The following is a 12,160-nucleotide window of genomic DNA, read 5'->3' as shown; positions in this document are numbered from 1 at the left end:
GGCTCTTCAACTTTGAGCGTGGCGCGGGTGTTCACGCCGCGATGGGTCGGGGCGCGTAGCCAATGATGCGGCATCGGTAGTTGTCGTGGTTGCGGTACCCCCGTCCGACCCTCTTGATCGTCTTCGCGGTCAGGTTCGCCGCCTCCGTCCTCGCGTTCGTCACCCTGGTTCGGCAGAAGGTGAGCAGCTCCCGCCGCCACGCGCGCAGGGTCCGGAACAGCGCTGCGGGCTCGGGCAGGCGGGTGGCGCGCACGGCGCGCTCGAGGTGGGCCCAGTGCCGCTGGAACGATGACGTGTCAGTGGCGCTGAGAACCTGACGGACGTGCTCCTTGATCCCCCAGGCGACGGCCAGCTCAACGTCCTCGGCGAGGATCTGCTGCAGCTTGGTCCGCTGACGCAGCGTGAGCCGATCACCGGCGCAGGTGAGCAGCTTGCGGTACTTCCACGAGGTGTCGGTGGCCCGGCCGCGGCGCTCGTGCAGCTCCCACACCCGGCGCCGGCGGACCTTGGTGACCATCTCGTTCGCCAGCCGCACCACGTGCCAGTGGTCGACGCTGACCCGGGCGCGCGGTAGTGCCCTGCGGACGGCGGCACGGAACTCGCCGGACATGTCGAGGGCGACGATCTGCACGCGCCGGCGCCACCACCGCGGCCGGGCCGCCAGCCAGGACGTGACGACTTTGCCGCGGCGTCCATCGACGACGTCGAGGATGGCCCCGTCGTCCAGGTTGGTGAACACGATTGACCACGGCTCGACCCGCTTCACGGCCTGGGTGTCGGGATCGCGCAGGTAGCGCACGGTGCGGAATCGGTGCTCATCGATCCCCAGATGCTTGACGTGCCGGCGGTCCACGCCGGTATCCAGGTCCACGGTGCTGGTGAGCATCCGCATTACCGTCGGCCACGACAGGTCCGCCTCGTGCGCGACGCGGGAGACCGCTCGCGGCTCGGCCCGACAGGCGGTGATCACCTGCTCCGCCAGCCGGGTCGTGACCCGGGCCCGGGCGGGCAGCTGCTCGGTCTCCTCGGTGAACGAGCGCCGCGGGCACAGCGGCTCCCGGCAGGCGTAGCGCCGCTTGCGCACGAGCACGTCCAGGGACTCCCCGCCGCACGGGACGTCCTTGACGTGCTGCATGGGTCGAGCCTGGACCCGCGAGGACAGCACCCCGCAGGACGGGCACGCGCCCTCGCTCGTGGTCGTCTCGATCACCACCTGCCGCGCTTGCTCATCGCCGACGGCAGGGCTGGCTGAGACGACTCGGTAGCCGGACAGGTTGAACAGGATCGACGCCGCATCGACGTCGAACGTAGGCTGGTGCACGCTCGCGGTCCTCGCTCATGGGATGTCTAGACAACACCCATGTTGGCGCAGGGCCGCGAGCCCTACCTCAGGGCCCCACCACGCTCAAAGTTGAAGGGCCCCGAAGCCCCCGGTGACACTCCAACATGCGTGATTCAGCGACAGCACTACGTAGGTGCCACGCAACCTCGCACTGTTTGCTCAGAACGCAATAGGACATCAGTGGATGCGTCGAGATGAAGGGCGAGCGACTCAGGTCTCGCTTGACCGGCGGAGTCCCGCTAGGAAGCTTTCCTCCTTGCTGTCACGAAGACGAAACTAGCCTCACGCTTGTTCGTCGCGCGAGAGCCCAAGTATGGCGCTAGACCGGCGAGGCCGCCTAGGGCCCCCACGCCCATACCAGGCAGTCCCCCAACGATGCCTCCAACGACGATGCTCCCACCGCTGAACAATCCGGGTAGGATCGCCCCGTAGGCGCGTTCAGTGCGCATCTTTTTCTCAAGCTTTGCCGATGCGCGTTCAATGTCTGAGAGAGTTTCGCGTACAGCTGCCACTTGACCCACCGTCGATTCTGCCTCTCGAACTGCTGCACGCACCGCGTGCCTCAGGTCCTCAACAGATTCGTCTTGACCAAGAATGGAAGCCAAAGCTTCGGGCGACAGCTTCGTTAGCAGCGGCACGTCGGCCCAATAGGCGACTTGGGCAGGTTGCGCTACCGTGGGGGCTCCCTTCCGAGCAAGTAGGCGTGCTTCGAAAGGGGCACTCACCAAGTAATGGGCGCCGAATAGGTCGGCTGAGATCAGCCGTTGGTTTGCTCGCTGCACATACTTAGCGATAGCAGACCGCCGCACGTCCTGAATCCAGGGTTGGTAATCATAAACAGGATCATATGGATTGAGCATCCTCATACGGAACTCTCCGTCGTCCGCATCGACGGATTGCGGGTCCACGCGCGCATACATCCAAAAATCTTGGAACGCCTTGAGATCGTCTTTGGCACTGACGAAGAGGACTTCACGCGCCGTAGGTCCCTCGAATACAAGTTGACTTTCGACGAATCGGCGCAGGGTGTCGTTCTTTAGGTCGGCGCGCGTCAATGCCTCCACGGCTGGGCCACGAGCCGCTGCAACAACGCCGTTTGGCGAAGGAATCACCGCGCCCATCTCGATGAGGGGTGCGTGAGCAAGCAGAGCCGACGCAGCACGACTGACGGCTCCCTCGGTGCCCTCACTCGTCGCCGCCGAAAGCACAAGATCGGGTGTGAGCACGTGGTCCGCTAGAAGCGCGGTCCGTCCGATAAGTCTACTGGGATCGAGTTCGTCATTCCATACAAGCGTAGGGCGCGGTTGGCGCCCGGCGAGTGCGTTGACGGTCTCGTACGTTAAGAGGGCCAGTTGCACGATGTCCTCGAGCACGTCCTCACTTATCGTAGCCTCGTCTTGATTCAGGCGAGCCAGGTCTTTAAGCGTCCTCACTCGTAGGGTTCCTAAATCTCGAGCACCCAACGGAGAATCACTCAGGGGAGTTGACGCTATGTAGCGTTCAACTTCCGTGAAAGGGAGCGGCCGAGCCCTAGGCTCAGTCTCGGGACCGTAGATCGGCGTTCCACCGGGCGCCATTTGGGGCACAGCCGCGCGAGCTAGAGATGTATTGGGGCTGAGGGAGAAGTGTTCTGGGGTATCCGGAGGGACTGGGTCCCCAGGCATCGATCGTGGGCGATGTAGTCGCAAATGGCACAGGCGGTACGTCCTGCCCGAGCCACACCAACAAGGTTCCTGACGCTTGAACGGACCGAGCGGATCCATGCGGTCGAACGCCTCCACTCATTGTCGTTGCGCAAGAGGTCCTGCTGCGTCGCAGCGGGGGGAATTCCCAGTCTAGTCATCGCCTTCCTGCGCCGCGGCATGCTCAGCCATCCGCTGGGCGCCCCGCGACGATGGCAGGGATTCTGTCCAACAGTAGCTCGCAGATGAGGCTTCCAAGACCGTCCCAAGAACGCATCCGGACATCGGCGGATCCGGTCTGTCACGCACCTCGGCAGTAGCGGCCGGACGCCCGCACAGACGTCCGCAGATGGGCAGTGGAGGTCGATGATGCCGGCCCCCTCACGAGGCGCGTGACCGCGGGTGCGTGGCACTGTGGTGGGTGGATCGCGGACTCGGGGTGATGCCTTTCCCGGCTGACTCAGAATCGGAGCGAGCGAGCCTGGCTGCGTGATTGAACCCGGCTAACTATCGCCGCAACGACAGGTCTCTGGAGCGCGAAGGAGTTCGGCGGCTCGCCAGCGGACGCGCGCGTCGACTGTGGGAGCGTCGCGGCCATCGTCCAACTCGCTCAGCCCGAAGCCAACTTGGTCCAGCCGTACTGGAAGCCAGGCCAGGCCCGTCGGGTGAAGGCATGCTGAGTTCGAACTGCGTCGCGTCACGAGCGCTGCCTTCGACCACGCTCGTCCAGTCGATGACCGTTGCGGTAGGCATCGCCGGCTGAGAGGCCAGTGTGCTGGTCGACGACAGCCAGGAGCGCGCAGGGGTCGACGTGGGCGCAGGTGCAGCAGATCGCCCAGGCCCGTTGGAGCACTTCGGCTCGGTCTCGCTCCGAGGGGCTGGAGGCGTAGTCGGCCTCCAGCTGGGGCCAGCCCGCTTCTGGCTTGGCGCAGACCGGGTCGGTAATGCGGGCCCGGAGGTCGCGGGAGAGGACGACGATGCTGGTGGGCCTGGTGGTGAGCGCTTCGAGGTGGGTCAGGTCGCTCATCATGCTACCCCGACCGCGATGAACTGCTCGGTGAGCTTCAGCTGTTGTTGCCGGGTGAGGGATTTCTCGTAGCGGGTGTAGGCGGCCCAGGCCTTGCCGGTGCGTGGTTGGTTGCCCCAGCCGGGGGCGGTCTCGGGATGGGCGTGGCCGTGGTGGGTCCAGACCCAGGTGCAGGCGTGCCGTCTGGCGATCGCGGCGGCGGCGCCGGTGGCGTGGTCGCCCTGCTCGGTGGCCCAGCCAAGCTCGACCACCCGTGTGGCGATGTGGTTCTCCAGGTTGCGGTAGTCGACATCGACGTCCAGGTCTTCCTGGGCCTGGAGGAGGTGCTCGACGAAGGTGGGGTTGTCGACCCGCAGCCGGGCCGAGCAGTTCTTGGCGGTGCGGATCCCGAGCCACCACGGCAGGTTCAGGCCCTGGGCGGCCTCGGCCCAGGTGTGGATGCCGGGCAGGGTCCGGGCTAGGCAGATCGAGGCGTAGGTGCGCCCGACCAGCGCGGTGACGGCCAGGTCGGCTGCCAGGTGCTTGGCGAAGATGTCGGACGGCAGGACTTGGGGGATGGGCCGGGCGTGCGTCATGGATCCTCCGGTGTGGGCGGCGAGCTGGTGGGAGATGCGTCGGTAGGGCGCCAGGGCGGCGGTGACCAGGGACGTGAGGGTGGGTGTCATGACGGTGCGGTCGGCGATCCACCCGAGCCGGCTCTCGGTCCCGGTAGGGACCGCAGCCAGCCAGGGGGTCAGGGCGTCGGCAGCGCTGTCCCTGTCCGGGCGGGTCAGGATCTGGTCCGCTGAGGTGAGTGCTCGGGCCCGCAGGGATGGGTCGGCCGGTGGGCGGATGCCCCACCTGGGTCCTCGCTGCAGGGTGCGGTCCTCGGCCTCGCGGCGCACCGCCAGTGCCCAGTCGGCCAGGTCGTCAGTGCCGGTCTGGCAGGCCAGGTGCAGCAACAGAACGGTCAGGTGACGAAGGTCGGCCAGGTAGTCGGCCGGGTCGCACGGCTTGCCGAGGACGGTGACGGGTCGTCCGGTCAGGGCGGTGTCGGTGCGTGCCTGCCGTTGAAGTTGTTCGGGTGTGGCGACGGAGGTGGGGACGGTGGTCAGGTCGAGGGTGCAATGCTGGCGGGGTCCGGCACCGAGGGGGTTGCCGCAGACGGTGTCGGCCCCCATGGGTCGCAGGTGGTTGTGGCGGCCGTCGCGGAACGGTCGCCGGCAGGCGGGGCAGGTGATCGCCAGGTGGCGGGCGTGGGTGGTGCAGGTGGTCACGACCGGCAGCCGCCAGGTGGTGGCCCAGGCGCCGTGGTCAGCCAGGCAGGCCGGGCAGGCCTGGGTGCCGCGCAGCTGCACCCATCCCTTGGCGGCGAGGTCACGGTGGCCGTACCTGCTCCCCGGGTCCACGGCCGCGACGCCGGGCAGCATCGTCAGCACCGTCCCGGACAGGTCCTCCGGTCGCAGGTCGGCGAGCCCGGCGATGGTCGCCAGCACCGCCGGGTCGGGGGCCAGCGCGAGGTAGCGGGTCGGGGCGGTGCTGGTGGCGCGCAGGTGCGTCATGAGCTGGGCGGTGCTCAGCTGGTTGGCGTCGGCCAGGTGCTCAAGGTAGGAGTCCAGTGCCTGTCCCGGGCGGGGCACCATACGCACCGGCAGCGGGCTCATCTCGGTCGCCCCACCGGGACAGTGCTGGAGCTGGGGACGTGGACGACGGTGATGCACCGGCTGGCCAGGTCGGCCAGGTGCGGCCAATCATGGCTTTCGTCGTCGAGCAGGTCCGCCCGGCACGCCTCCGCCCGTTCGGGTTCGGTGAAGGTGGCGATCAGGTCTCCACAGTCCCAGACCTGCCATGTGCCGCTGTCGTGGTTGCTCATCCGGTCCTCCGTCCGGTCGTGGCCGGTGCCACCTCGGCACCGGTTAGTAGGGCTGTGGTCAGGTCGGGGCCGTCGAGGAGCTGGTGGCCGGCGTCGTGCAGCAGCAGCCGGGTCTCGGGATCGAGGGCGGCGTCGAAGGCGTACACCTCACGGTCGGGGATCTGCGGCCATGGGCTGGAGCGCATCGGCCCGTGGGTGAACCTGGTCCAGATCCATCCCAGCGCGAGCCTCCCTGCAGGGTGGTCGGTGGTGCTCGGGAGGGGCGTGCGGAGCTGGCGGGTCGTGGCGCGCGGCAGCCGGGTGACGGTGCGGAGGGTGTCGCGTCGGCGGCGGTAGTCGACCAAGCCTTCGCCCAGCAGGATCTCCAGTCCGGCATCCAGGCGTTGGGTGTCGCGTTCGCGTAGGCCTTGCCCGGAGTGGATGGCGTCGATGAGTAGGCAGGTGGGGATGTCGGGCACCCCGAGGGTCTGCGACGCGGTTGTGGGGCTGTCGTCCTCTTCGAGCGCGCGGGCGATCAGCATGTGCAGTGCGATCGCTGCTCGCGTCAGCGACAGCCACTGTCCCGGTCGACGCGGCGTGGCCTGCGGGAGTGTGGTGGGCACGTGGCCGGGGGTCAGCCCGTCGCGGGCGACGTGCTGACGGATGCGGGTCAGGAACCACTCCTGGCGGTCACGGTCGGTGGTCGTGAACGTACTGCCACGGCGGGACGTGCCAAGGCCGCGGCTCTTCCGCCCGTTGGGGTTCAGTGACTTGCCTGCTGTGAGCAGGATGGTGGCCATGGTGGCGGGGTCGGGCGTGGGGTGGAGGCCCCAGCTGCGGGCAGCTGCGACGTCCACCGGCGGCAGGCCAGGACTCGCCCGCGGATCTTGGTGGTCGATTGTGGCGGCCAACCCCTGGCAACGGCGCCGCAGCCGGGACAGCACTCCTCGCGGCTTGGGGTCAGCGACGCTTGCCGTGACCAGCCCGGCCAGCACGTTGGTCAGTGCGAGGAGCTCGCGAGGTGCGGGTCGGGCGTGGGGGATGTCGTGGTGTTGGATGAGCAGGACGTGGCAGCGGGTGCAGACCGGCATCAGGGCCAGTCGCCACAGCAGGGCCCGGTACCCGGTGATCTCGGTGCAGGCCGGGCATATCCAGGTCACGTCCTGGTGCAGCCGCCAGCCGTGCCGCAGCCACGCGCCGCGGCCACGGATCGAGGGCGGCATCGGTGCCAGCGTCATGGCTTTGACCTGGGCAGTGGTCAGGCCGGCTGCGACAGCGAAGCGAGTCACGACCGCGGCCGGGGTGGTGGCGTCGACGTACCCCCGCGGGAGCAGGGCAGAGGTGTGCAGGCCGTTGGCGTCGGCCAGCCGCACCGCATACCCGGACAAGGACTCGCCGTCCCAGAAGGCGGGTCGTACGGGCAGCGCCTGGTCAGTTCGCACCGGCCGGCTCCGGAGTGGTGCGGCGGCTGCGCCGGTTGGAGGTGGTCGCGGCCACAGCCATCAGGTCGGCCTCCGCCGAGGCGGCGCGTGCCGACAGAGGCACCCCGCCCAGCAGGTCCCGGGTCATCTCGTCCTGGGCGTCGTCGAAACCGGCCAGGAGAGCCTGGACCAGCAGCCGCAGGGTGTCGCCGACATAACCCTGTGTGCGTCGCCACACGTGCCCGGCCAGCTGACGGGAGAACGTCCCGGCCGGGACGGTGTCGAAGTAGGGCAGCAACAGGTCTTCCAGTCCGCGCAGGAACTGCTGCCAGTCGGCGCGGCCGTCGACGGTGGTGATCTCGTACGGGGCCAGGGTGATCTTGTCCAGCCGGCCGGCGACCTGGGGGTCCTGGTACAGCGGCCCGCCCTCCAGGTGGGCTCCGACCAGGACCAGGGTGCCGCCCAGCTCGCCCAGCTCGGTGTTGAGGAACTTCAGGTAGTCCAGCACCGCCCGGCCGTCCGCATGCGTCGTGGTCAGCATGTGCACGTCGTCGACGATGAGCAGTCGCACCCCGTGCGTGGCCAGGACCTTGACCACCCTGGTGGTGGTGACCCGGACCAGGCCCTCGGAGGGGTAGCCCAGGAACGCCAGGATGGAGGCGTTGATGTCCTTGATCTTCGAGGCCGCCCGCAGCGTGATGTAGACCTGCGGCACCCAGTCCGCGGTCATCTCCGGTGCTGGGCTCCATGTCGGCAACACCTCTGGTGCCCCCGGCTCGACCCGGTCCCGGTAGGTCTGCTGAGCCCACGCCTTGACGAAGGTCGACTTCCCCACGGCGAACGGGGCGTCGATCCCGATCACCGACTTCGCCCCCGGCGGACGCCGGGCGTTGACCCCGACCAGAGCGTCCAGGCGTCGCTCGGCCCGAGCCGTGAGCACCGAAGGGACGACCAGCGCCGGCAGCTGCTGCGACAACTGCGTCCAATAGCCGTCCTGCTCATCGGCACTCAGAGCGTCGAACCGCTCGGTCGGCAGCGCATCAGGGGGCACTGCCGGGGCTGCGGTCGCCTGCCGGTGCCACATCCGTGCGTCCATCAACCCAGCTCCTGATAGTCGGGCCAGGGCTCCTCGAAGTCCAGGACGACCTCGTCATCGCGTAACGCATCGGGCCGTTGGTGCTTCGGGATATGGGGTAGGCCAGAGGCTGCCTGCTGTTCTAGCAGGCGGTGTGCCTGGACGACCTCGTCGTGGTCCTTCTGTGCCTGTTCCCACCTGATCCGGGCGGCGCTGAGCTTGGTGCGCAACTCCTCGCTGTCGGGTGCGGTGGTGAGCTCCCCGATCTCGTCGATGATCTGGCGCATGATCGTGGTCTTGTTCAGGACTCGGTTGCCGCCGCGTTCCTTGATCCGTGCCAGTGCCCGGTCGCGCACGACGTCGACCAGGGGTGCGTGGATCAGGTGCCGTCCGCGCCAGCCGATTTCGTGGATGCGGTCGGTGTCGGGGTGGCGGAACCAGAGCCGTGTGACGTCGCGGGGGTCGTAGTGGAAGGGGACCGCGTTGTCCTTCTGTCGGAACCTGCCGGTGCGCACGGACCGGAAGTCTTCGAGGACCTCGTCGTCGTAAGTCAGGTTCTTGTACTCCACACCGGCGTGGCCGGGCCGCAGCCACCGGATCGGCAGGAACTGGTAGATCAGGTCCGGGTGCTGGGGGACGGTGAGCCGTCCGGTCGCCTCGGCGAGGGCGTCGTGCATCTCCAGGGGGGTCAGACGGATGCCGGGCGCTCCGGGCAGGGTGAGGCCGTCGTGGGGTTGGCGGTGGTAGTCCAGGGCGATGAACCGGTGCAGGTGCCGGGTGAACTCTTCGACGGTCAGCAGCGGCTGGTCGGTGACGAAGGTGCCCCGTTCGTGGACCGCCCTGCCCTTGAAGCCGGGAATCTGCTGGGCAGCGCGCTGGTAGGTCTCGTGAAGCCGTTCGACGTGGGCGTTGTCGTTGGGCTTCTTCGGCCGGGACAGCATCAGGTTGATGCCGAACTCGGCGCACAGGGTCTGGAAGTGCTCACTGACGAAAATGCTCCCGTGGTCCGAGCGCAGGCTGGTCGGTGCGACCCCGGGCAGTTGGTGCTCTCCCTGCACGGTGCTCGCGTCGGCGGCCAGGGACCGTCGGCCCCACCGCAGCGGGTTGCCGGACAGGTCCAGGCTGCTGGGCATCCCTGCCCAGCGGAAGTCGTCGATGGTGGTGCCCTCGACCACCATCGACAGCTGGCGCATCGCGTCGTAGACGAGCAAGCCTGCTTCGACACCTGTGGCAGATCGCGGGTAGACCCGGCAGGCCAGGACGACCCGGGTCGGGATGCTGATCAGGGTGCCGACCTCCACGGAGATGGCACGCTCGTGGAGCTCGTCGACGCAGAAGGCGTCCCAGCGAGTCAGGTCGACGGAGGTCTCGCCGGGGTGCTGGGCCGGGTAGGACTCGTGCCCGGCCACCTTGCGCAGCCGCCTGGACTTATGGGCCCGGGTGGTGCCGCCCAGCGCCCGGTAGTGGTAAGACAGGTACTCCTGAACCAGCCGGTCGGGAAGGTTCGGGTCCTCGACTCCTTCGTTTTTCAGCTGGAGGCGGATCCGACGCTCGATCTCCTGCATGTTGACCGCACTGACGGTGCCGTCGAACTGCGCGAATAGGTCTTCTGCGATGCGCCGGAAGGTCGGGTCGAGGACCTCGAACCCCTGCTTGCCACGGACCTTGCGGCCGTCGACGAGCCCGCGCCACGGATCCCTTTCATACGCGCGGTACCAGTCGTGAATGGTCCGTGGAGCGACGCGGCCGCTCTTGATCTGTCCTTCGTAGACCCGTCGGGTAATGATCCGGTCGACGGTTCGTTCGTAGCTGATCAGCCGGCTCATCGCTCGGATCCGGGCCGATACGCTGGCGCCGAACGTCGGCCCGAAAGGGTAGAAGGGCTCTCCTGGCTGAGCCAACTCCGGTAGGCCGTACCTGTAGCCGGTGGCGACCTCGGTGCAGACCTCGTGCTTGAACCTGGCCTCGGCGACCGTCGCCTCGTCCAGGCTGTCGAGCCAGGGCAGCAGGGATGCATGGACCGCCTCGACACCGGCGGCCGTCGCGGACCGACCTGAGAGTTGCGTGAAGGGGACGGACCGTTCCGTCCCGGACGCATCCTTCAGGAGTACTCCGTGTCGCTCGACGGCACTGACGACCCCCATGCCCTGGGCAGTGAGGATTCGCGCTCCGACGTAGAGGTCGAGGAGTGCCCCGCTCACCGACATCGCGGCTGGTCCCCAGAGCCGGCCCACGTCAGCCGGGTGGCGGCCGTCAGCGGCTTGGTGAGGTCGGCAACCAGCTCGCCCGTCCACAACAGGTGCCACATCGTCTGCACAAGGTGTCCACCGCCGCGGTCGGCCTCAAGGACCGTCGACACGGTGCCAACGCCGTCGAGAACCTGGCGAAGCTCGCCAGTTGCTGCGGCATGCCACGGGCGCGGCATCCGGTAGGAGGCGAGCCAACGCAGGACGTGGCGCAGGACTCGGTCGTGTCCGGTGAAGACCTCGTGCCCCCACCCGACCTCCGCACACGCTGCAGCGGTGACTTCTACCGCCTCCTCGAACCGTTCGTCCCGACGGTCCGGCGGCCGGGCGTCCCACAGGACCACTGCCCCGTCCGTACGCTGCTCGAGAAGATCTGGGACGTGGGACCGCGCACGCCCGGACGACGGCCGCCAGGACAACCGGCACGGCTGCGGCACCAGCCAGGAGACCGCCTGGTCGCGGTCGCGGTCCAGAAGCAACTCGTACTCCAGTCCCGACTCCACCCCGAGGACCTCACCGGTGGTCGCACAGAACGCGAGCACCGGGATGTGCCGGTGAGCGGAGGTAGAGCGCGGCCGGCGCACACGGGAGACCGCGTCGACTGCCGGCGCCCCCCTCTCCCAGTCCCAGGCCGTCACGACACCGTCGACACGAAACGACCAAGTGACGTCACGAACCACAAGGGGTGGCCCAGGCAGGGGGCGATCAATACACTGACCCATGACGGATCCTTCGCTTGTCTAGAGCGTTCCATCAGGTCCGTCCCGAGGGCGTGCCAGTTCCAGCTGGTGCGCCCTCGTTGTTGTGCCAGGGGCGCAGCCCACAGGTGTGAACCTTCTGAGAGCAACCTACTCCGATGCGAGCACAAGCACAAGCACTCCTGGTTAGATAACGCACTTCAGGCGCTGATTGTCTGCTGCACGCCTTGGTCGTCCGAAACCTCCGAGCAACCCTGGCGTCACGGGACGCTGCCTTGCCGCTCTGCTGCGAACCGTCAACTCCTTACCATCAGAGGGGCATCGTCGCAGGTCGGCCCGAGTGACCTTAAGTATCCACTATGCAGCCGCTAGAGTGGATAGATATGACGGGCAAGGGTAAGGTCATGGACACCAACCAGCCTCGAGTGACTGACCATCACCCGACCGGACGAGAGCCCCTCATGAGCCGGACCCTGCAAACGAGACTCCGCGATGAACCGGATGCCCCGATCAGGCGCATTCTCCAGATCGTCGCCGAGATGCCAGAGCCACCGACCTCCTGCCGCTGCATGAACCCCGAATGCGACCAGCCGTGCCATTTCCCGACACGGGGCAGCACCGGCTTTAGGCCGCAGATGTTCTGCTCGCGCAGCTGCCGACTTGCGTTCGATCGATCCCGGCAACGCCTCGAGGACGAGCTGAGCATCCTGGACGACGTCGCGAGGACCCACCCCCTGACTCGTCGTCAACGGGTGGATCTGCAACGCGAGATCGGGCTTCGCCGTTGGGCCCTGGCCCGCTACCCGCAAGAGTGGCGCCAACCCTGAGCGCTTGCGCC

10 protein-coding genes and 1 pseudogene are annotated in these 12,160 nt (G+C 67.8%); 1 reads left to right on the top strand and 10 read right to left on the bottom strand.

The annotated features are described in order from the left end of the window. Nucleotides 1-31 precede the first annotated feature (31 nt). The 10 genes and pseudogenes from ACTMMA_RS14930 to ACTMMA_RS14885 form a co-directional block, all read right to left on the bottom strand. Complete coding sequence (locus tag ACTMMA_RS14930) at nucleotides 32-1,321, bottom strand: ISL3 family transposase (protein ID WP_441189508.1); 1,290 nt, start codon at nucleotides 1,319-1,321, stop codon at nucleotides 32-34. Nucleotides 1,322-1,581: 260 nt separating this feature from the next. Then, nucleotides 1,582-2,715: a hypothetical protein gene (locus ACTMMA_RS14925; RefSeq protein ID WP_441190918.1), complete on the bottom strand. Its 1,134-nt coding sequence runs from the start codon at nucleotides 2,713-2,715 to the stop codon at nucleotides 1,582-1,584. 309 nt (nucleotides 2,716-3,024) lie between these two features. Continuing rightward, a pseudogene (locus ACTMMA_RS14920) lies at nucleotides 3,025-3,105 on the bottom strand (SEC-C metal-binding domain-containing protein); the annotation flags it as partial. A gap of 616 nt (nucleotides 3,106-3,721) precedes the next feature. Then, nucleotides 3,722-4,051, bottom strand: a complete 330-nt coding sequence (locus ACTMMA_RS14915) for a hypothetical protein (protein WP_441190914.1) — start codon at nucleotides 4,049-4,051, stop codon at nucleotides 3,722-3,724. Further along, a complete protein-coding gene (locus tag ACTMMA_RS14910; RefSeq protein WP_441190913.1) occupies nucleotides 4,051-5,694 on the bottom strand; it encodes a TniQ family protein in 1,644 nt (547 codons plus the stop codon). The genes ACTMMA_RS14915 and ACTMMA_RS14910 overlap by 1 nt, the downstream gene beginning before the upstream one ends. Beyond that, nucleotides 5,691-5,903, bottom strand: a complete 213-nt coding sequence (locus tag ACTMMA_RS14905) for a hypothetical protein (RefSeq protein WP_441190912.1) — start codon at nucleotides 5,901-5,903, stop codon at nucleotides 5,691-5,693. The genes ACTMMA_RS14910 and ACTMMA_RS14905 overlap by 4 nt, the downstream gene beginning before the upstream one ends. Continuing rightward, nucleotides 5,900-7,324: a TniQ family protein gene (locus tag ACTMMA_RS14900; RefSeq protein ID WP_441190911.1), complete on the bottom strand. Its 1,425-nt coding sequence runs from the start codon at nucleotides 7,322-7,324 to the stop codon at nucleotides 5,900-5,902. Before ACTMMA_RS14900 ends, ACTMMA_RS14905 begins: the two co-directional genes overlap by 4 nt. Continuing rightward, nucleotides 7,314-8,399, bottom strand: a complete 1,086-nt coding sequence (locus ACTMMA_RS14895) for a TniB family NTP-binding protein (RefSeq protein WP_441190910.1) — start codon at nucleotides 8,397-8,399, stop codon at nucleotides 7,314-7,316. The genes ACTMMA_RS14900 and ACTMMA_RS14895 overlap by 11 nt, the downstream gene beginning before the upstream one ends. After that, on the bottom strand, nucleotides 8,399-10,579 hold the full coding sequence (locus ACTMMA_RS14890; protein ID WP_441190909.1) for a hypothetical protein: 2,181 nt from the start codon (nucleotides 10,577-10,579) through the stop codon (nucleotides 8,399-8,401). The genes ACTMMA_RS14895 and ACTMMA_RS14890 overlap by 1 nt, the downstream gene beginning before the upstream one ends. Then, nucleotides 10,576-11,346 carry a TnsA-like heteromeric transposase endonuclease subunit gene (locus ACTMMA_RS14885; RefSeq protein ID WP_441190908.1) on the bottom strand — a complete coding sequence of 257 codons (771 nt, stop codon included), beginning with the start codon at nucleotides 11,344-11,346 and terminating at the stop codon, nucleotides 10,576-10,578. Before ACTMMA_RS14885 ends, ACTMMA_RS14890 begins: the two co-directional genes overlap by 4 nt. 437 nt (nucleotides 11,347-11,783) lie before the next feature. Here ACTMMA_RS14885 and ACTMMA_RS14880 point away from each other — a divergent pair, with 437 nt between their 5' ends. Next, the gene (locus ACTMMA_RS14880; RefSeq protein ID WP_441190907.1) at nucleotides 11,784-12,149 is read left to right on the top strand and encodes a hypothetical protein; all 366 of its coding nucleotides are present in this window, start codon (nucleotides 11,784-11,786) and stop codon (nucleotides 12,147-12,149) included. Nucleotides 12,150-12,160: the final 11 nt, after the last annotated feature.

This window comes from Ornithinimicrobium panacihumi (genome assembly GCF_052073805.1).
GTDB lineage: Bacteria > Actinomycetota > Actinomycetes > Actinomycetales > Dermatophilaceae > Ornithinicoccus > Ornithinicoccus panacihumi.
Note: the sequence above shows the minus strand (reverse complement) of the source record. Positions and strands in the feature narration are given on the sequence as shown.

Coding starts and splice junctions, on each gene's coding strand:
- ACTMMA_RS14915 (WP_441190914.1), bottom strand. CDS start 4,051: ATGAGCGACCTGACCCACCTCGAAGCGCTCACCACCAGGCCCACCAGC.
- ACTMMA_RS14910 (WP_441190913.1), bottom strand. CDS start 5,694: ATGAGCCCGCTGCCGGTGCGTATGGTGCCCCGCCCGGGACAGGCACTG.
- ACTMMA_RS14905 (WP_441190912.1), bottom strand. CDS start 5,903: ATGAGCAACCACGACAGCGGCACATGGCAGGTCTGGGACTGTGGAGAC.
- ACTMMA_RS14895 (WP_441190910.1), bottom strand. CDS start 8,399: ATGGACGCACGGATGTGGCACCGGCAGGCGACCGCAGCCCCGGCAGTG.
- ACTMMA_RS14885 (WP_441190908.1), bottom strand. CDS start 11,346: ATGGGTCAGTGTATTGATCGCCCCCTGCCTGGGCCACCCCTTGTGGTT.
- ACTMMA_RS14880 (WP_441190907.1), top strand. CDS start 11,784: ATGAGCCGGACCCTGCAAACGAGACTCCGCGATGAACCGGATGCCCCG.